The following is a 17,622-nucleotide window of genomic DNA, read 5'->3' as shown; positions in this document are numbered from 1 at the left end:
AAATGCGATGGAATTGAGAGTGCTGCAATATTTTCTGGCGGTGGCACGGGAGCAGAACATTTCAGCGGCGGCCCAGGCTTTGCACCTCACCCAACCGACCCTTTCTCGACAGCTTAAGGAGCTGGAGGAACAACTGGGCAAGCAGCTGATGGTCCGGGGCAACCGGAAGATTACCCTCACCGAGGAGGGGATGCTCTTGCGCAAGCGGGCAGAGGAGATCCTTGAATTGGTGGACCGGACGGAAAAAGAGGTCATGCGGTCCGACGATACCGTCAGCGGAGATATATACATTGGCACCGGTGAGACGGATGGCATGCGCCAGATTGCCCGGGTTGCGAACCGACTCCAGGAGCGCTGTCCTGGTATTCGCTTTCATATTGTCAGTGGAGACGCGGCGGATGTGTGTGAACGCCTGGACAAAGGTTTGTTGGATTTTGGCGTTCTCCTTGGCGACATGGATAAGACGAAGTATAATTATATGGAATTACCCATGAAGGACACCTGGGGAGTTCTGATGCGGCGGGACAGTCCGCTGGCACAGCGGGATGTCATAACACCGCAGGACTTGTGGGACAAACCGTTGATTCTCTCCCGTCAGGTTGATAATAAAAGCGGCCTGTACCGCTGGCTTCAGAAGGAACCTTCCGAGCTTCATACCGTGGCTACCTACAATCTGATTTATAATGCCTCGCTCATGGTGGATGAGGGGATGGGCTATGCCTTTACGCTGGATAAGTTGGTGAACACCAACGGCAGCGCGCTCTGTTTTCGGCCTCTGCAGCCAAGGCTGGAGTTGGGAATGTATTTGATCTGGAAGAAGGCGCAAATTTTTTCCAAAGCGGCAAAACAGTTTCTGGAGTGTTTACAGGAACGCCTGATTCCAGGACGAGAAGGCTAGGAGCATACAAAGAAAACCGGAGCCAGAGGCCACACGGGGTGGCTTTTGGCTCCGGTTGTCCCCGTCTCAGAGGTAAAGTTCCTCTGTCTTTCCACCTGAGCAGAGTACCGGGCTGCCATAGTATGGAAGGGAAAGCACCGTCAGATCTCCCGGCTTAAATTCCACGGTAGTACAGTCGAAGCCACCGCCTGTCCGATCCTGAGGCAACGGCCCTGTTCCGTAGCGAAAACATTCAAGCCGTATGGAACGGACCCTAGGTATCTATATTGAAAGACGTTCATCGGCAGTCAATGGAGGATATGCCTCAAGAGAAATAAAAAAGGGGATGGTGCGGGCTGCACCATCCCCTTTAAATCAATCTTTAAGCCGGTTTTATTTTATACGGTTTCAACATTTTGAATCAGGTCAGAAGTGGGTTTCCCGGCCTGTGAGAAATGGTTACTTCAGTTTCAACCCATCATGGAAGGCGTTGCCGACCGTTTCACTCAGCCTGCGGTAGGTGTTATGGATGGGATCGAAAGTGATGGGCTGGAGTTTGTCCGGGTCAATCTTCCCATCGGCGTCCAGTACCGACTCGTCAGCGCTGACGTTGACAATTTTGCCTACCAGACGGCGGCGCTCAGGATCATATTGGATGAGGCCGACACTCCACCGCCATCGGCAGCTCTTCGATGAGAGGGGCGTCCACGCAGCAGTTTTTCCTAGCGGCTCAGCAGTTTTCTGCGTATACATGCCGCAGATGCTGACGGGCTACATCCGCCAGCCGGACAGGACGCGCAGCTCGTCCTCACGGTCACTCTTGCCGGAGATGATCAGACAGTGACATGGAAACTCTGGGCAGCCAGGGCAATTTGTCATTCCAGGTCTGGATCGGGCAAAAGTTTGGCCGCAGCCAGCCGGTGGAAGAGCGTGGCAAATACCAATCCAAATGTTACTCCCAGAAGGGTATCCACAATGCGCAGGATTACCGCCCCCTGGAGCCCATAGATTCCGGTAGCCAGCATCAACGCGCCGAAACAGTTCATAGCGGTTTTATACCGGTAATCGACGCAAAAGCCCAGACATAGTCCCCCCAAGGGCCCCATCAACGGATGAAAAGCTTCCGGTGTTACCAGATAAAGCGCAAAAAATGCACAGGAACCCGCGATGGCTCCTACGATCCGTTGCCAAAACCGGCCAAAGGTATTCCCGGAATATGGATATTCCGACAGCAGCGACGCACAGGCAAATCCCATCCACATAAACCGCTCCACATCCAGTATCTGTCCGGCAGTCATTACCAAGCTTACACCAAGCGCCATGCGCAGCTGCCAAAGGTATACTGGTATGGAGAGATCAAACTTCCGTATCACTTGATGAAAACGAGTGGTTTTGTGCTGATCACGGTGCTTGACAAACAGAATTGCGCCGCAGATCAGATAGCCCACCAGAGCCAGAAGCCCACGGCGTATGAGAGCCTCTCCAACAACTGGATTGCCGGTCAGATAGATGTAGGCAAAGCTGTATAAACCGCCGTTACCCATTTCAGGACGCTGGGTGGTCATGCACAGCAGGGCAAAAAAGGCTGCAAAGTGCAATGGGATCAAGAGGACCGGCAGGAGCACTGCGGCCGCACAGGGAGCCAAGACCAGAATGGCCAACACCGCCGCCAGAGTGATGAGTGAGTCGCCGACACAGTATTCAAAATTAACAAAGCGAATACCAAGCATCATACAGAATAATGCTACCGCAAGGGGGGTGTTGTCGGCACCAAATACACGGGATAACAAACTGATAAAGACGATGGCAAAGGCAACAATCAATGCGGAACGTACCGCCATTGCAGACCAGTAGTATATTCTCTCACGCTTTGTGTCACAAGCGGCAATCTTCCGTTTTAGTATGGCGGGATCCATCTGCAGCGCGTCATAAAACTTCATGGTCACGTTTTTTCCCCTGTCCTTTCTCCATATGTGTAGCAAGCCTGTCTGCGTAATGCATAAAGGCTTCAAAATCTTCACTGGAACTGCGCCACAAATCATAGAAGGGCTGCAGAATACTCTCATATCCATTCTTTAATTCGGCAAGGCCGGTTTCTGTGATAAACAACCGATAGCTCCGCTCATCCGCTGTCTGCTGCTGTTTGCGTATGCAGTTTTTTTCATAGAGCGATTTCAGGCAGCGGCTCACCGCTTCTTTTTTCATGCCGCTGCCCTGACTGAGCAAAAGAGGTGTATTTTGTTCCGGCTGCAGATATAGCCGGGCCAGAAGCTCACACTCACTGGCGGTAAGCATGGATTTGCGTATAGGCAGCAGGGAGCGCACGATTTTTTGGAACTGCTGTTGATAGTGCATCATGTCAGTCCATTCCATAGCACCAGATCCTTTCTATAGTTAACGGTGTTAAGTATATGATGAAACTGCTTTGGTGTCAAGAGGTTCAGACAAAGCTTTCCCTTCTTTCAAGTGATGGAGTTTGGTCCTGTTTGTAGAGCGTGCGTAGGACAGGTTCAAAGATAAACGTTAAGGGGTTGATACCATACTGTGGTATCAACCCCTTTGATTTATTTCATTTAGTTGTATGAGAGAGCGTTTTGCGCATGGCGCGATACCCAATCAACACGGTCCAAACATAGGCGCAGGTCTTGGGGATCATCAGCATCCCGATCATGGGAATGGCATCTGCCCATAGTACCACCGGGATGTAAAAAGCAAAGCTCAGCACAATGGTCAGCCACATCCAGCGGAACGCCCGATCTTGGTGTTCTTTGGCACTGCGGTAAAACAGCACGATCACCAGAATGCCAAGCAGGGCGAAGGGAATGTTGCGGTAGATACCCCAGGAGAGGGGCGCGTCGGCGCTGAGCCACTGATTCTGCGGCATCATACACAACAGGATCCGCAGGCCAGCCAGGACATACACCGCCACAGTGAGGCCGCTCTGTCCCTTAATGCGGTACCGCTGCCGCCACACATAGTAGAGCAACACGTAGAAAATGGTCATGGTGATGGAGGTGATCCACTTTCCCAGGCCCAAGGGAACGGTGTAGTGTTCAAGGCCTGTGGTACACAGGGCATACGCCCGTGGAATCAGATGAAACGCATCGCCTGCGCCCAGTACCACCGCCATGAAACCGAACAGACGGAACTGGCCATTTCCCTTGCTACCCCGGATCATCAGGATTCCGATGGTAATGACCAAGATCAGATAGACGGCATCAAACAGAGTTTCCATGACTGCCTGCATTGTTTACTCTCCTTTTTGCTGTGTTTTGTTTTGGGGGGCGACTGTGGCAAAAGCCGCCTTGCTGAAGTTTCGGCCAAACAACAATCCGGCCAGCAGAAGCGCAGCGCCCAGACCGGTATAGAAGACGGCGATAAACCGCTCCGGCGCAATTCCGCTTACTCGCAGCCCAATGCCCCCGGTCATCATTACTGCCATAATGGCAAAGGCCTTTCGGTCAAAAAATTTCAGGAAAAAATGCCGTTCTTCCAGATAAGCGTTGATTCTGGCTGTATGTTTTTTCACCAGTTTTCCGAAGATAAACCTCTGAAACACGGCAAAGTACAGTTTACAAGGGACTACACAGGGTAGGTATCTGACGGGAGGGGTGCCGCCAGTCAGATTTTCCATGTGATGTTCAAGCTGTCGCTTGTGGCGGCTATGGTGGTGATCATCAAATCCACCACACGCCGCTTGTCATCAAAAGATACATTCTCCCAGGTATCGAGGTAGCCGGAAATCTGGCTGACCTGTTCCGGGCTGATGGCCTCCACAGTCAACTCCGCTATCCTTGCCAGAAGTTCCTGCTTGCGCCCGTCCAGTTCCGCTATCTTCACATTCACATAGGAGAACAGGACATTGTTTGCCCCCGTCAGACTGTCCACCAGCTTTTCAATCTCGCTGTCTACATGGGCAAGTTCCACTTGCAGGGCGGTGATTTTCGGGTTTGCCTTTGCCGCTTTCTTTTTTCCTGTCAGCGTCTTGTAGCTTGCCAGCTTCTTTACCATCTGCTGATAAACAACCGCTTCCAGTTCCGAAGTGATGATTTTCCCACAGCCAGGACAGCTTTTATTGTCCAGCCGTTTCGTGCAGCGGAGATACTGTTTGCCGGAGGGATTGTAGATACTCATAAGAGCATACCCGCAATTCCCGCACTTGATTTTTCCTGCCAGCCATGTGTGGGTGGCTTTCCGGGCAGACTGGATTTTCATGTTGTTCATCAGCTTCTTGCGGCAGGTCAGCCAGGTGTCGGAGGGGACGATACCCTCATGGGGAGCCAGTACCAGCATTTGGTCTTTTAAGTCGTTTTTCTTGCTGGCCTTTACATCTCGCCCTTGATACAGATAGCAGCCGTTCATGCCCGTAAAATCGGCAACGTCATTGACAATGACTGTACCTTGACTTTTGAAAAATTCGTACACATCAAGGTCTGCCTGCACATAGACAGGATTGCGTAACATCTGCGCCAGCGTGGGGCGTATCAGCTCTTTGCCATGGAACAAAATCCCCTGTTCGGCAAAGTACCGGGTAATGTCCCCGTAGGAAGTTGTGGGCTGGGCGTACATCTCAAACATCAGCCGGATATTGGCCGCTTCCTCCGGGTTTACCACCAGCTTCTTTGTGTTGATACCGTCCATCTTGATAGGCTCCGTATGGAAGCCGTAAGGGGCTTTCCCGCCCATCTTAAAGCCCCGCTGACTGCGGGAGTAGTAAGCGTCCGTTACCCGCTTCTGTATCGTTTCCCGTTCAAGCTGGGCGAACACGATACAGATATTCAGCATGGCCCGTCCCATCGGCGTGGAGGTATCAAACTTTTCCGTAGAGGACACAAACTCCACATTGTACTGCTGGAACAGCTCCATCATGTTGGCAAAGTCCAGAATGGAACGGCTGATACGGTCGAGCTTGTAAACCACGACCTTTGCAATCAAGCCCCGCTTGATGTCCCGCACCAGTTCTTGAAACTTCGGACGGTCTGTGTTCTTGCCGCTGTACCCTTTGTCTGTGTATTCCTTGCAGTTACCGCCTTTCAACTCGTATTTGCAAAATTCAATCTGGCTTTCAATGGAAATGCTGTCCTTTTTGTCTACCGATTGTCTTGCATAGATTGCGTCTATCCGATTGTTCATATTGTCGCTCCTTTTCTTAAAAAAGAAACGGAGCTGCTGACAGTTCTATTATACCGCCAGCAGCCCCGCAAATCAATGATGGGTTTGGAAAACCTTATGTCCCGGCTTCCTCACTCTCCCGCTTGTCGGCGTACTTGCGGAACACCTCATAAAGCTGCTGTTCCAGTTCCCGGCGTTTGGCTGCTTCCTGTTCCGGCGTGAACACCGGGGAGAGATTTTCCAGTGTGATTTCCTTTCCCTGAAAAGTCACGATTTCGATTTCCTTTTTGTATCTGATATTACTTATAAGATCACCTTTCCTTTCCATGCTGCCGCTGTTGCCGTTTCAGTTCCGCTAAAATCTCCGGCGGGATACGGTCAACCAGCCGCCGCATATCGTCCAGTTCGCTTTTTAACTTCGCCCGTTCCATCGTGTCATTCATCTTGCCTTTTTCGCTGGCCTTTGCCCTGACTTCCAGCTTTTCATTTTCCGCTAACAAGTCATTGATTGTGACCTTGTATTTTTTCAGTTGCCCGGAGAAGTTCTCCATCTGCGGAAACCACTTTTTCAGCATGGAGAGGGCTTCCTCTTTCTTCTTTCCGGCGTTCAGCGGGGTAATGCCGGAGAGAACCGCTTCAATGGCCCTCGCCTGTTTGGAGAGGTTGACCGCCTGTTTGAACAGCCGGGTGGGGATATGCTTCCGGCCCGTCTTGCTGGCGCTTTCCCCACGCTCCAGGTCGGGGTACTGCTCCACCATACAGGCGTGAAAATCGTCCTGCCACTTCGTCAGATTGGCCCGGTTGCCGATAATTTCTTTGGCGCACAGGCGGTTGTCCTTTGTCAGCGGCACAAAGACCAAGTGCAGATGGGGCGTTTTTTCATCCATGTGTACCATAGCCGAAACGATGTTCTCCCGGCCCACCCGGTCAATGAGGAAGTCCGCCGCCCTCTGGAAGTAGGCCGCTATCTCCTTTGGGGACTTGCCCTTGAAAAACTCCGGGCTGGCGGTAATCAGCGTGTCCACAAACCGAGTGCTGTCCTTGCGGGTGCGGCATCTGGCCTGCTCGATGCGGCTCTGAATGAAATGGTAGTAGCGGCCATCCGGCTTGACGATGTGGAAATTGTACTTGCTCCGGCTGGTGTCAATGTCCGGGTTGCTGGCGTACTGCTCCTTTTTCCGTTCATGGTGGGCTTCCAGCGGCCCCGCCGGGTGGCCCTTGTGCTTCTCAAATCGCAAAATTGCGTGTTGTGCCATTGAACTCCTTTCCCCATTCCATTCCTTTCCGGCGGGTTTTCCCGCCGAAAATATCTCTGATAGGATTGGAATGGAATGAATGTAAATAGATGGTTTTAATCTCTGTATTTCTATATACCGTCAGATTTCCGTACTTCAAGAGGATTGATTTTCGTACTCGCCAAGTACGGTTTTCAGCCCTCCGGCGTACCATAACCGGATTTCTTGAAGTCGGTGTTTGGAACCGCTTCATAGGATTTCGGGTAAATGCGGTTGGGTTTTCCACAGCCCTGTTTCTGGATTTCCACCAGCCCCGCATACTGCAACTCCCGCAGGGTGTTGACCGCTTTCTGCCGCCCGCAGCGGAGCAAAGCGACCACCTCGCAGATGGGGTAGTACAGGTAGACCCGCCCGTACTCGTCCGCCCAGCCGTTCTTCCGGGACAACTCCGCCCGGCGCAGGACAAAGGCATACAGCACCTTCGCTTCGTTGCTCAAGGGCTGGAATGTGGGTGCTTCAAAAAGGAAATTGGGGAGCCGGGTGAAACTGAACGCCTTTTCCGGCTGGTGAATATAAATCGTGTTTGTCATAGCGTGTTTTGTGGACGGTTAGAGGCCCGTTTTCCGGGGCGAATGATAAATGATACCAGCCGCCCCGGTTGAGGGCTTGCGGAGCCTTGCAAATCAAGGCTTTTCCCGCTCTTAACTGTCCACAGCAGACCTCCTTTTCCGTTCACTTTCTGTTTTCTGCCGCCTGTGAACTCTGGCGGCGCAGTCCGGGCAGTATTTGCCCCGGTTGGACTTCGGGACGAACACACCGCCGCACTCCGCACAGCGTTTCAAGTCCCTGTCCCGGTAAATCTCCGCTTCCAGCGTCCTGTCCAGCGGCAAGACCGCCCAGCGGAACCACTTGCAGCAGACGGAGAACGAAATCATCTGCGGACAGGCGCAGGTGTCGCCATCGTCCAGCGCAAGGCAGTTTCCGTCCTCGCAGTTGCAGCACTCCCGGCGTATCAGGCCGCTGGCTCGTCTCTTCTGGGGCGGGGTTATGCGGTAGGGGGAGCCGTCCGGCCTGTGTTCCAGCGGCGGCAGGTGTTGATAGGGTCTTTTGCTCATGCGTCCCTCCGTTTTCTTTGGCGTGTTCTGTTTCCAAGGTGCTTGTCCATCGATGAACTATCCCAAGTCTACACCTTTTTGACCGCCTGTGCCGTATATCCAAGAGGTAGGAAATCAGCCTGAAAAACTCCCTATTTCCACGCTCTCGGATTTGTGATATAATCAAAAAAAGATAAAAGACAAATTCAGGTTTCTGGTCTTCTTGCACAAAATAAAGGAGGAGCTATTATGCAAATTGTTTATATTCCAAGCGAATCAATGTCTGTTCAAGGTAAAAAAGATGAAATCTATAAAAGATATGGGAAAGACTGGAATATTAGAGAACAGGGAGGAGGTAACGGAAATTGGTTGTTGACCAGAAAAAGTGATGTGCTTGTAGATGGAAAAAGTTATCGTACTTTTGTACTTGAACACTACGGTAAATCCAAGCTGACAGCGAAGCTTGTTGATAAATTTCGTGAAGATGTAGCAAATGGTAAAATAAAACTGTAAATGCCTATGCCGTTATGCTATGAGCATAGTACATAGCATAACGGCTTCTCTTTCGTTGAGCTAGCAAGGAGGGTGAATATGTCTTTATCCATACAAGAGCGATTAAAAGACCTACGTGTGGAGCGTGGCTTGACGCTGGGGCAGCTTGCGGAGCAGACCGGGCTTTCCAAGTCTGCGCTGGGCAGTTACGAAACGGAAGACTTCAAGGACATCAGCCACTATGCCCTTATCCGGCTGGCGAAGTTTTACGGTGTGACCGCTGATTATCTGCTGGGGCTGTCTGAAATGAAAAATCACCCAAACGCCGATCTTGCAGACCTGCGTTTGAGTGATGAAATGATTGACCTGCTGAAAAGCGGGAGGATAGACAATACCCTGCTGTGTGAGCTGGCGGCGCACCCGGATTTCCCCCGGCTGATGGCTGACCTTGAAATCTATGTGAACGGAACGGCACTGAAACAGGCGCAGGGTGCAAACGCCATAGTGGACACGATGAGCGCAACTGTTATAAAAAAGCATAATCCTGGCATGAGTGATACGCAGTTAAGACAGCTTATCACCGCCCATATTGATGAGGACGAGTTTTGCCGCTATGTGATACAACGGGACATAAACGGGATTGCCCTTGCTCTGCGGGAAACACACAAGGACGATTTTTTCAGCGTCCCAGAGGATAACCCGCTAAAAGAAATGCTGGAAACTGCTGGTGAAATCGTCAGCCAGGACAGCGACACGGAACAAGCGTACTTGGCGTTTATCTGCAAACGGCTCAAGCTGAATTTTAGGAAGCTGTCAGTAGAAGAACGGAAGTGGCTGAAAAAGATTGCGGAAAAATCCGACTTGCTGAAGAATCCAAAACCGCAGAGAGGACGAAGATAAAAAATGCCTGAACGGCGGTTCTGGTTTTTCAGAACCACCATCCAGGCATTTTGTTTAGTAATAGAAAAAGGTGCAGTTGATTATTGCGTATTGTCAATCTCTCTCAAACCGGGTAGTAAAAATACGGCAAGCGCAACGATGATAATGCCAATTCCGCAAATGACAAACCATTTCTCAACTCCCAGCCGCTCCGCCAGAGGCCCGGAAATGACAAGGCCAAACGGCATGGCGAGGGAAGCGGCGCTTGTCAGTAGAGAAAAAACTCTCCCCAGATATTCTGGTTTGACCGTTTCTTGAAAAATCGCATTTTGCACACCGTAAAATGGAGCGGAAATTCCCATAACAGTACAGCACACAACAAAGACAAGAAATGCGTCTGGCGGCAAAAGCCCGGAGAGCATATTGCTAACGCCCATCAGGAGAACGGAAAGACCGATGGTGTACCGCCGTTTCTTAAAACCGCCCCAAATGCTCAGAATGACTCCGCCAAGCAGCATACCAACCGCAAAAGCAATTTCAGCGGCAGAGGCATGGGCCGGTGTTCCTTTGAAGTATGACATACAGATGAGAGGAAAAAGCGTACTGATTGGCATATAAAAGAACATATAAATTACACCAATCCAGAGCAGAGCAAAGAGGCCCCTGTTTTGCTTTAATACCACATACCCCTCTTTCATATCCTGTAAAAACTGTTGTCTTTTCGTTTCTGGACATAGTTCAGGCGTTGGTATGGACGAAATCGCAACAGTCACACAGGCAAGGATTGCACCCACAATATCTAACAATATAATTGCATTAAGAGGCAAAACAGCATATAAAAACGCTGCGGCAGCTGGACTGATAATCGCACTTACTGCTTGCATGGTCTGCGTGTAACCAGCGCATTTTGTAAGTTCCTCTTTTGGCACAATCATAGGTGTTGCTGCGCTGAATGCTGGAGAATGAAAAGCAGTTCCCGCACTTCGGATTAACAGGACAACCATAATAGACCATACGGGCAATTCCATGTAAAACGCCACCAGCGCCAGAATACCGCCAGCGGCGGCAATTATCAAATCCGCACCAATCATTACGCTTTTACGGCTGTGCCGGTCAACAAAAGCACCTGCAAACGGGCCTAAACAGGCTTGCGGCAAAAATCCAATCAGTGTTGCCGCCGTCAATATGATTGCAGAATTAGTTTTCGCAACCAAATAAAAGATAATGGCCATTTGCAAAATACCGCTGCTAATAAAGGATATTGCTTGTCCGGCAAGAAGTGTAAAATAAGTTTTTCTCCATGAATTGTTGTTTTGGGTCATAATGCGAACCTCCTTTTTTATTGCATTGTTCCTTTGTTTCTGCAATAAAAAGCAGGCGTTGTCCCACAGAGAGGGCAGACGCCTGCATAACAACAAAGCACGAAAAAACACCACGATACAGTTCAAAGACTGCTCGTGTCAAACCTACGTGTTCCTTTGCATACGCACGCAAAAAAAGCCCACCATCATGTGGAAAGGTACTTCTACTTTTTATTGCTTATTAGCGTACACAAATTAACACACGTAAGCCTCCTTCCAATCTCAAACTGTCGCACAGTATAACACACATCCGATAGACTTGTCAACCATTTTTAACCTTGTTTTCCATCTTGTTTTTCCATCTCTTACGGGCAGTAGCAAAGCCAGGCGAGCCAGTCAACGGTCAAGATGAACGGCGCTTTCAGCGCCGCCGTTGACAGTCTCGCCCGTCTTTGCTAATGGGTAATCAAGGCGGGAAAGCCATTTTAGGGCTTTCCCGCCCATTTCAATTTTGGGAGAAGAAAGGCCCCAAAATGAACGAGTGCGGCCAAACACTTTTAGGGATTGGCCACCTTGTCCACCCATCCAGCGGGGCGGCGGGGAACGGTCAAGGCCGGGCGTCAGCCCATTCATTTCAGCCTTGACGGTTTCCTGCCGTCCTGCTACTTTTCCCGGAGTGTGGCCACACATCTGGTCACGGTGTCCAGAGCTTTGGGACTTTTTGTCCCATAGGCCGGGGGCGGAGGACGAGGGACGGGGGCTTTCATAATACGCCCTGTCTGCTGCTGAAATCAGCCCTTTGTTTCCGGCTTACCAGCCCCAAACAAAGCCCTGCTTTCCTGCCGCGTCAAATGCCCTTGCCCTCCCCGGCGGCAACGGTATTTTCAGGGCAACGCCGACAGAGCGTATAACACACTACACTTTGCTCCGCAAAGTCGTGTGCCAAATGGGGCGCTGCCCCCTTTGGAAACCCCCGCAACAAACAGGTGCTATGCACCCAGCCGGGAGCATAGCGCCGTTTGTTGTCAGCAGCCCGTTTCACGGTCTGCGTGTAGTTCCTTGTAAACTGACCTAAAGACCAGTACAGACAACAGAACATTCAGTACCGTAAAATAGGATGGGTAGACCATCAGACCGATGCGGAGGATATTGAATCCTGCTGCGCTCCACACCAGACAGGCCAGGAGCAACAGGGTATTCCGTTTTACTTTCATTATCTGTCTCCCTTCTTGGTGAACAATGTTCAATTTCTAGAACATAAAATTCCCACAGTTGAGTGGGAATTTTAATAGAGGGTCCTGCGGACGATCTCCAGTACAACTGTGGGATCATAGTCCTGCCTTAGCAAAGCCGACAACATCAGAGAGAAGAGAAGATCCGCATATTTTTCAACGGTAAATTGTTCGGTAAAGGCATCCGGCCGAACTCTGGCATCCCGCTGCAAAACAGAACACAGTCCAGCTAAAATGTGCTGCCAGGTCTGCTGCATCTTCTGTCTCCCGTCAGATTTGTCCTCTCCCATAAAGCCGAGGGAGTGGAGGGTAAAAAATCCGGGATACTGTTTGCAGCCGTATTCCATCCGCCCGTACAGCCAGGCAATGCAGGTCTGGGTGTCCTGAAACACGGTCCCATCCTCCGGGCGGTGGAAGATCTCACACCAGACGCTTTCCACTGTGGCGCCGACCAAAGCAGCTTTGGAATCAAAATAGTTGTAAATGGAACCAACCGACACGCCGCAGGCTGCCGCCACCGAGCGGATATTGACCGCGGACCAGCCATGCTGCTGGATTAGTTCCCGGCTGGTCTTTAAGATTTCCTCTTTTGATGTGACAACGGTATTCATCGGATCACCTCAATATGAACAATGTTCATTATAAGGCTTTGCGTTATCTTGTCAAGCCTTTGGCCAATAAAAAAGTTATTGCCCAGGTCCGTGCAGTCCTTTTGATTGTCAGATAAGGCTGCCCATGCTATTATGATAAGGAGATCCGCTATCCGTTACGTTCTATATTCACGCCGCTACTGCCAGGCTGGGAGGGAACGATATGGTCTTTCTGATTGCAGGGGCATCGCACACAGGGAAAACTGTTCTTGCGCAAAGATTGTTACAGAAATATGGATACCCCTGTCTATCCATCGATCACCTGAAGATGGGCCTGATCCGGAGCGGATACACATCGCTCACACCCATGAGCAGCGACCGGGACCTGACGGATTACCTGTGGCCGGTGGTGCGGGAGATGATCAAAACCGTCATCGAAAACGGGCAGAATCTCATCGTCGAGGGCTGCTATATTCCATTTGACTGGGAAAAGGATTTTGCAGAAAAATACCGCACTCAGATTCAATACCGGTGTCTGGTGATGAGTGAAGCGTATATCCGAAGTCACTACCTGGATATTAAAAAATATGCCGATGTTGTGGAACAAAGGGTAGATGATTCAGCCTGCACAGTGGAAAGCCTGCTCCGGGACAACGCTCAAGCGCTGGAATCCTGCCAGAAATATGGTGTGGAATATGTGCTGATTGACGGGAACTATTGCGTAGATCTTTAATTGTATCGTAACCGAGGAGGTGTCCCAATGCCCCTGTACATCGTGCAAAATGACATCACCGCTATGAGGGTGGATGCCATTGTCAATGCCGCCAAAGAGAGCTTGCTGGGAGGTGGAGGCGTGGACGGTGCCATCCACCGTGCTGCAGGGCCGGATTTGTTGAGAGAGTGCCGTACCTTAGGCGGCTGCAAAACGGGACAAGCCAAACTCACGAAGGGATACCGCCTGGGCGCAAAGTTTGTGATCCACACGGTGGGGCCAGTCTGGCGGGGCGGGGAACATGGCGAGCGGGATTTGCTGGTCTCTGCCTATCGTTCGTCTCTGGAGCTGGCCTTGGATAACAAGTGTGAGACGGTGGCCTTTCCTCTGATCTCCTCCGGAGCATATGGCTACCCAAAGGACCAGGCGCTCAAGGTGGCAGTGGATACCATAGGGGACTTCCTGCTCATCCACGATATGACCGTCTATCTGGTTATTTTTGACCAGAGTGCTTACACCATTGGCGAAACGCTCTTTGCCAATATTGCCGCCTACATCGATGACCGCCATATCAACGATCAGGAGGAACCATGCCGTTGTAATGAGACTTTGGACCAGATGGGTGAGAGCTTTTCCCAAATGCTGCTGCGGAAGATGGATGAGCGAGGTATCACCGAGGCTCAGTGTTACAAAAGGGCCAACATTGACCACAAAGATTTCTCTAAGATCCGCACGGACATCCACTACAAGCCTTCCAAGTCTATTGCCATGGCCCTCGCTGTGGCCCTGGAGCTGCCGCTGGAGGAGGCGCGGGAGATGCTGGGGAAAGCTGGCTTTGCCTTCTCCAACGCCAGCAAGGGTGACATCATTGTGGAGTATTTCATCACCCACCGGAACTATAATATTTTTGAGATAAACGAGGCCCTGTTTGCATTCAATCAGAGTCTGTTGGGAGGTTGATATTGTGCCCCGTACCGATGTAACACAGATGCCCTTTTCTAAACTATACCACTTGTTGGTGGCGAAAGCTGAGAAAAAGAACCGCAGTAAAGAGGAAGTGAGTCAGGTAACTGCCTGGCTCACCGGATACACCATTGAAGATATTACTCGTCTGGAACAGTCCGAACTCAGCTACGGCGATTTCTTCCGAAATGCCCCTGCCATGAATCCCAACCGGATGCTTATCACGGGTAAGGTGTGCGGTGTCCGGGTGGAGGAGGTCGAGGATCCGCTGATGCGGGAGATACGGTATCTTGATAAGTTGGTGGACGAGCTGGCCAAAGGCAAATCCATGGAACAGATTTTGAGAAAGTAATGGTCGGATGGGAATGTGCCCCATCATGACAGGAGGATACTGCAATGAAAGAAATCAGGAAAAAACGGGCGGTTGCCACCATAGAATGCCGGGGAAAGGATGTGATATAAAACAGAGAAAGGACGACAGCTATGCATCAGATACCAGACCCTGATCAGGTCTTTCCAAACGAATATAAAACCTCTTGCTTCATCAAAAATGTGGTCAAGGCGCCCAATATCTTTATCGGGGATTACACCTATTATGATGATACGGTAGACCCTGCCGGTTTTGAAAAGAACAATGTGTTATTTAACTACCCGGAGTTTGGCGACCATCTCATCATCGGGAAATTTTGCGCCATTGCATCCGGCACAAAGTTCATCATGGGACCCGCCAACCATCGGGTCAGCAGCATCACGACCTATCCGTTCCATGTATTTGGCGGAGCATGGCAGGAGAATACCCCACCCCATCTGGATCAGCTTCCTCGGAAAGGCGACATTGTGGTCGGAAACGATGTCTGGATCGGCCGGGAGTGTGTCATTATGCCGGGCATCAAGATTGGGGATGGCGCCATCGTGGCCGCTTACTCTGTGGTAGTCAAGGACATTCCGCCTTACACGGTGTTCGGCGGCAACCCGGCGAAGTTTATCAAACAGCGCTTTGATGAGGAGCTGACCGAACTTTTGCTGAAATTTGCTTGGTGGGATTTGGAGCCGGAGACGCTGGTGGAGGTCCTGCCCTTGCTGTGTGATCCGGATTTGGAAAAGGTGAAGCAAGCGCTCAAGATAAGGCTTACGGCTACGAAATGAGTTTGTCGCCTGTCAGGTGACCACGGCTATGAAAAAGTAAAATCCCCCGATTCTGCGTCTGTAAGGCAGGCACACAGAATCGGGGAATTTTGTTGTGAAAAAATTTGAAAGCAGTGGTTCTCCTCCAGAATCGTACCGGCTTCATGCAGAAACTGGAGAGCGATACCACCGGCACCATTGAGGAGAACTTCCCCAAACGGCAGAGCGGCCGCTGCGGCGAAACACTTTCACATCTGCCCTTTCCATACGCGGGCCAAAATATCTTTCAGTACCAGCAGGGCATCGGTGTTATTGTAGCCGTAATCCACCCGCAGTTGGGTGAGCAGTTCCCGCAGTGCAGGGGCGTAGTCGTTGATGCGCACCGTTTTATGGTAGGTAGCCAGGACCGGGTATTTCTTGCTCCACACCTTGTTCCAGTCAATCCGAGCCTGTGCCTCGTCGCTGACGCTGTCGATCATCTGCTGGGCCTGCTGTTCGTCAAAGTCGTACTCGATCAGTTCGTCCAAAGTCATGTGGTAGAGCATGGCCAGGCCCTTGGACTGACGGATATCAGGCAGAGTCTCATTGGTTTCCCATTTGGAGATGGTTTGGCGGCTGACGCCCAGCTTTTCAGCTACATTTTCCTGAGAAAGCCCGCTTTTTTTCCGAGCTTGATACAAACTGCTTCCCAAACTCATGGTGTTCTCCTCCTGATTGGCGATTTCTGTGCTTCATTATACCGTTTGGCGTGCAGAAAATCCACCAAGTAAAACGGACACTTTCGCCCGGTTTCCTGACATTTTCTCCGCGGGTGTGGGAGGAAGGCTTCGGTGCCGCATGCAAGCCTTTACGATTGCCGTTTCTCTCATTGAGAGGGAACTGGAGCAGATAGCGAAATGACAGCAAGACGCCCGGAGTTTCTGAATTTGCAGAAACTCCGGGCGTTTCTTTATCCTGAATTTATTCCAATTCACCTGTTTGAACGCGGCGTTTCAAATCCAATACCTTTTCTTCAATCTGTGTCATGACGGCAAGGAAAGCGCTGTCTCCCTTGCCGCTTGGATCATCCAGTCCCCAATCTTCCCGGTGGGAGCAGGGGAATGTCGGACATTGAACGTTACAGCCCATAGTAACCACGATATCCACCACGGGAAGAGCGGATAAAGGTTTGTTGTATTGGGTCAGCGCCATATCAACGCCATAGACCTGCTTCATTAGACGTACGGCATCGGGATTGATTTGAGTGCCGGGATTGGTGCCGGCAGAAAAACACTCAAACACATCGCCTGCCAGCTGTTTGCCAAGTGCCTCCGCCATCTGGCTGCGGCAGGAGTTGTGGACACAAAGGAAAGCTACCTTTGGCTTTTTATGATTGGCGGATGCAAAGGGACAGCGACTTCCGATACACTGATTATTCCGGCTGCTGTAGGGGCAGATGGGGACGGTTCGTTCCATTTCCACTCCAAGATGTTCTCGCACAAAGTCCACAGCAGCGAGAATGGCCAGAAAGGAGTCCCGCTTACAGCAACGAGGACCGCCTGTCTTGCCGATGCACTCCAGAGCCCGGGCGGTCATCTGATTGCTCAGCCCCCAGGGTTCCCGGGCCAGCGGTGTGGACTGGGTGGCAATGGCCAAAAACTGCCCCGCGCTGATTCCGGCCCCACAAGCTCCCCAGAAGCCACAGGCACCACCGGGGACCGCTTTCCCACGACGATACATCTCATGAAGAGCGTGCTCCAGATCCAGGGTACCTCCGGCATTTTTGTAGGCGGTGAGCAGAGCAGCGCCCACCATTACATGATGCTCCGGTCCGTGCATGTGGCAGAAGGGGAGGTCCATCATCCGGCGGACGATGCTTACGGGGTCGGTGGAGCGTTCGGAAAGGCACAGACCAAAGATGCGGTCCATACCCTGGGTATGGCAGTCGTTGCAAATATAATGGCCTTTTACACAGCGGGTTTTACTGGGTTCTTTCTTATGGCAGATGGCACACTCCATGACCATATCTTG

Annotated in this window: 22 protein-coding genes and 1 pseudogene; 7 read left to right on the top strand and 16 right to left on the bottom strand. The window is 51.1% G+C overall.

The genetic code is table 11. From position 1 onward, the window contains the following. Window positions 1-7 precede the first annotated feature (7 nt). A complete protein-coding gene (locus WMO45_RS02850) occupies window positions 8-898 on the top strand; it encodes a LysR family transcriptional regulator (RefSeq protein WP_349139136.1) in 891 nt (296 codons plus the stop codon). A gap of 438 nt (window positions 899-1,336) precedes the next feature. On the opposite strand, the gene WMO45_RS02845 is transcribed toward WMO45_RS02850, so the two are convergent. The 10 genes from WMO45_RS02845 to WMO45_RS02800 form a co-directional block, all read right to left on the bottom strand. After that, window positions 1,337-1,630, bottom strand: coding sequence for a hypothetical protein (locus WMO45_RS02845; protein WP_349139135.1), 294 nt, complete (start codon window positions 1,628-1,630; stop codon window positions 1,337-1,339). A 122-nt stretch (window positions 1,631-1,752) separates the two neighbouring features. Next, the gene (locus WMO45_RS02840; RefSeq protein ID WP_349139134.1) at window positions 1,753-2,817 is read right to left on the bottom strand and encodes an FUSC family protein; all 1,065 of its coding nucleotides are present in this window, start codon (window positions 2,815-2,817) and stop codon (window positions 1,753-1,755) included. Then, window positions 2,804-3,250: a MarR family transcriptional regulator gene (locus WMO45_RS02835; protein WP_349139133.1), complete on the bottom strand. Its 447-nt coding sequence runs from the start codon at window positions 3,248-3,250 to the stop codon at window positions 2,804-2,806. The genes WMO45_RS02840 and WMO45_RS02835 overlap by 14 nt, the downstream gene beginning before the upstream one ends. 196 nt (window positions 3,251-3,446) lie before the next feature. After that, window positions 3,447-4,124 (bottom strand): hypothetical protein, encoded by a 678-nt coding sequence (locus WMO45_RS02830; RefSeq protein ID WP_349139132.1) that lies wholly within the window; start codon window positions 4,122-4,124, stop codon window positions 3,447-3,449. Window positions 4,125-4,127: 3 nt separating this feature from the next. Beyond that, window positions 4,128-4,511 (bottom strand): hypothetical protein, encoded by a 384-nt coding sequence (locus WMO45_RS02825; RefSeq protein ID WP_349139131.1) that lies wholly within the window; start codon window positions 4,509-4,511, stop codon window positions 4,128-4,130. After that, window positions 4,499-6,010, bottom strand: coding sequence for a recombinase family protein (locus tag WMO45_RS02820; RefSeq protein ID WP_002575864.1), 1,512 nt, complete (start codon window positions 6,008-6,010; stop codon window positions 4,499-4,501). The genes WMO45_RS02825 and WMO45_RS02820 overlap by 13 nt, the downstream gene beginning before the upstream one ends. A gap of 94 nt (window positions 6,011-6,104) precedes the next feature. After that, entirely contained in the window at window positions 6,105-6,296 is a 192-nt protein-coding gene (locus WMO45_RS02815; RefSeq protein WP_321118048.1) for a hypothetical protein, read from the bottom strand. Between the two features lie 4 nt (window positions 6,297-6,300). Next, window positions 6,301-7,245, bottom strand: coding sequence for a MobV family relaxase (gene mobV / locus WMO45_RS02810; protein WP_002575862.1), 945 nt, complete (start codon window positions 7,243-7,245; stop codon window positions 6,301-6,303). A 173-nt stretch (window positions 7,246-7,418) separates the two neighbouring features. Further along, window positions 7,419-7,814 (bottom strand): replication initiator protein A, encoded by a 396-nt coding sequence (locus tag WMO45_RS02805; RefSeq protein WP_002575861.1) that lies wholly within the window; start codon window positions 7,812-7,814, stop codon window positions 7,419-7,421. Between the two features lie 111 nt (window positions 7,815-7,925). Then, on the bottom strand, window positions 7,926-8,339 hold the full coding sequence (locus tag WMO45_RS02800) for a cysteine-rich VLP domain-containing protein (protein ID WP_002575860.1): 414 nt from the start codon (window positions 8,337-8,339) through the stop codon (window positions 7,926-7,928). 228 nt (window positions 8,340-8,567) lie between these two features. On the opposite strand from WMO45_RS02800, the gene WMO45_RS02795 reads away from it, so the two are divergent. Together WMO45_RS02795 and WMO45_RS02790 are read left to right on the top strand one after the other, a co-directional pair. Next, complete coding sequence (locus WMO45_RS02795) at window positions 8,568-8,831, top strand: hypothetical protein (protein WP_002575859.1); 264 nt, start codon at window positions 8,568-8,570, stop codon at window positions 8,829-8,831. Between the two features lie 78 nt (window positions 8,832-8,909). Beyond that, window positions 8,910-9,710, top strand: a complete 801-nt coding sequence (locus tag WMO45_RS02790; protein ID WP_002575858.1) for a helix-turn-helix domain-containing protein — start codon at window positions 8,910-8,912, stop codon at window positions 9,708-9,710. A gap of 80 nt (window positions 9,711-9,790) precedes the next feature. Here WMO45_RS02790 and WMO45_RS02785 read toward each other — a convergent pair whose 3' ends face one another. The 3 genes from WMO45_RS02785 to WMO45_RS02775 form a co-directional block, all read right to left on the bottom strand. Beyond that, on the bottom strand, window positions 9,791-11,011 hold the full coding sequence (locus WMO45_RS02785) for an MFS transporter (RefSeq protein WP_349139130.1): 1,221 nt from the start codon (window positions 11,009-11,011) through the stop codon (window positions 9,791-9,793). A gap of 1,004 nt (window positions 11,012-12,015) precedes the next feature. Then, window positions 12,016-12,204: a hypothetical protein gene (locus tag WMO45_RS02780; protein WP_349139129.1), complete on the bottom strand. Its 189-nt coding sequence runs from the start codon at window positions 12,202-12,204 to the stop codon at window positions 12,016-12,018. 71 nt (window positions 12,205-12,275) lie between these two features. Further along, complete coding sequence (locus WMO45_RS02775; RefSeq protein ID WP_349139128.1) at window positions 12,276-12,833, bottom strand: TetR/AcrR family transcriptional regulator; 558 nt, start codon at window positions 12,831-12,833, stop codon at window positions 12,276-12,278. A gap of 202 nt (window positions 12,834-13,035) precedes the next feature. Between WMO45_RS02775 and WMO45_RS02770 the strand changes: the two genes are divergently transcribed. The 4 genes from WMO45_RS02770 to WMO45_RS02755 all read left to right on the top strand — a co-directional run bounded on the left by WMO45_RS02770 (window position 13,036) and on the right by WMO45_RS02755 (window position 15,633). Next, window positions 13,036-13,545, top strand: a complete 510-nt coding sequence (locus WMO45_RS02770; protein ID WP_349139127.1) for an AAA family ATPase — start codon at window positions 13,036-13,038, stop codon at window positions 13,543-13,545. Between the two features lie 27 nt (window positions 13,546-13,572). Beyond that, the gene (locus WMO45_RS02765) at window positions 13,573-14,484 is read left to right on the top strand and encodes an O-acetyl-ADP-ribose deacetylase (protein WP_349139126.1); all 912 of its coding nucleotides are present in this window, start codon (window positions 13,573-13,575) and stop codon (window positions 14,482-14,484) included. Window positions 14,485-14,488: 4 nt separating this feature from the next. Continuing rightward, window positions 14,489-14,839 carry a DUF2200 domain-containing protein gene (locus WMO45_RS02760; RefSeq protein ID WP_349139125.1) on the top strand — a complete coding sequence of 117 codons (351 nt, stop codon included), beginning with the start codon at window positions 14,489-14,491 and terminating at the stop codon, window positions 14,837-14,839. 131 nt (window positions 14,840-14,970) lie between these two features. Further along, window positions 14,971-15,633 (top strand): CatB-related O-acetyltransferase, encoded by a 663-nt coding sequence (locus WMO45_RS02755; RefSeq protein ID WP_349139124.1) that lies wholly within the window; start codon window positions 14,971-14,973, stop codon window positions 15,631-15,633. Window positions 15,634-15,860: 227 nt separating this feature from the next. Here WMO45_RS02755 and WMO45_RS02750 read toward each other — a convergent pair whose 3' ends face one another. From WMO45_RS02750 to WMO45_RS02740, 3 genes and pseudogenes are all read right to left on the bottom strand, one after another. Continuing rightward, window positions 15,861-16,310 (bottom strand): helix-turn-helix transcriptional regulator, encoded by a 450-nt coding sequence (locus tag WMO45_RS02750; RefSeq protein ID WP_349139123.1) that lies wholly within the window; start codon window positions 16,308-16,310, stop codon window positions 15,861-15,863. A 262-nt stretch (window positions 16,311-16,572) separates the two neighbouring features. Continuing rightward, window positions 16,573-17,016 carry an arsenate reductase ArsC gene (locus tag WMO45_RS02745; RefSeq protein WP_349139332.1) on the bottom strand — a complete coding sequence of 148 codons (444 nt, stop codon included), beginning with the start codon at window positions 17,014-17,016 and terminating at the stop codon, window positions 16,573-16,575. Further along, window positions 17,008-17,520 (bottom strand): annotated as a pseudogene (locus WMO45_RS02740) (DUF5714 domain-containing protein); the annotation flags it as partial. The pseudogene WMO45_RS02740 and the gene WMO45_RS02745, both read right to left, overlap by 9 nt. Between the last annotated feature and the right edge of the window lie 102 nt (window positions 17,521-17,622).

Source organism: Flavonifractor hominis, assembly GCF_040095835.1.
GTDB classification, from domain to species: domain Bacteria; phylum Bacillota; class Clostridia; order Oscillospirales; family Oscillospiraceae; genus Flavonifractor; species Flavonifractor hominis.
The sequence above is the reverse complement of the archived record's forward strand: the minus strand, read 5'-3'. Positions and strand labels throughout refer to the sequence as shown.

Coding starts and splice junctions, on each gene's coding strand:
- WMO45_RS02780 (WP_349139129.1), bottom strand. CDS start 12,204: ATGAAAGTAAAACGGAATACCCTGTTGCTCCTGGCCTGTCTGGTGTGG.
- WMO45_RS02750 (WP_349139123.1), bottom strand. CDS start 16,310: ATGAGTTTGGGAAGCAGTTTGTATCAAGCTCGGAAAAAAAGCGGGCTT.
- WMO45_RS02845 (WP_349139135.1), bottom strand. CDS start 1,630: ATGTATACGCAGAAAACTGCTGAGCCGCTAGGAAAAACTGCTGCGTGG.
- WMO45_RS02840 (WP_349139134.1), bottom strand. CDS start 2,817: ATGAAGTTTTATGACGCGCTGCAGATGGATCCCGCCATACTAAAACGG.
- WMO45_RS02755 (WP_349139124.1), top strand. CDS start 14,971: ATGCATCAGATACCAGACCCTGATCAGGTCTTTCCAAACGAATATAAA.
- WMO45_RS02820 (WP_002575864.1), bottom strand. CDS start 6,010: ATGAACAATCGGATAGACGCAATCTATGCAAGACAATCGGTAGACAAA.
- WMO45_RS02800 (WP_002575860.1), bottom strand. CDS start 8,339: ATGAGCAAAAGACCCTATCAACACCTGCCGCCGCTGGAACACAGGCCG.
- WMO45_RS02835 (WP_349139133.1), bottom strand. CDS start 3,250: ATGGAATGGACTGACATGATGCACTATCAACAGCAGTTCCAAAAAATC.
- WMO45_RS02790 (WP_002575858.1), top strand. CDS start 8,910: ATGTCTTTATCCATACAAGAGCGATTAAAAGACCTACGTGTGGAGCGT.
- WMO45_RS02850 (WP_349139136.1), top strand. CDS start 8: ATGGAATTGAGAGTGCTGCAATATTTTCTGGCGGTGGCACGGGAGCAG.
- WMO45_RS02785 (WP_349139130.1), bottom strand. CDS start 11,011: ATGACCCAAAACAACAATTCATGGAGAAAAACTTATTTTACACTTCTT.
- WMO45_RS02830 (WP_349139132.1), bottom strand. CDS start 4,124: ATGCAGGCAGTCATGGAAACTCTGTTTGATGCCGTCTATCTGATCTTG.
- WMO45_RS02770 (WP_349139127.1), top strand. CDS start 13,036: ATGGTCTTTCTGATTGCAGGGGCATCGCACACAGGGAAAACTGTTCTT.
- WMO45_RS02775 (WP_349139128.1), bottom strand. CDS start 12,833: ATGAATACCGTTGTCACATCAAAAGAGGAAATCTTAAAGACCAGCCGG.
- WMO45_RS02805 (WP_002575861.1), bottom strand. CDS start 7,814: ATGACAAACACGATTTATATTCACCAGCCGGAAAAGGCGTTCAGTTTC.
- WMO45_RS02825 (WP_349139131.1), bottom strand. CDS start 4,511: ATGGAAAATCTGACTGGCGGCACCCCTCCCGTCAGATACCTACCCTGT.
- WMO45_RS02765 (WP_349139126.1), top strand. CDS start 13,573: ATGCCCCTGTACATCGTGCAAAATGACATCACCGCTATGAGGGTGGAT.
- mobV (WP_002575862.1), bottom strand. CDS start 7,245: ATGGCACAACACGCAATTTTGCGATTTGAGAAGCACAAGGGCCACCCG.
- WMO45_RS02795 (WP_002575859.1), top strand. CDS start 8,568: ATGCAAATTGTTTATATTCCAAGCGAATCAATGTCTGTTCAAGGTAAA.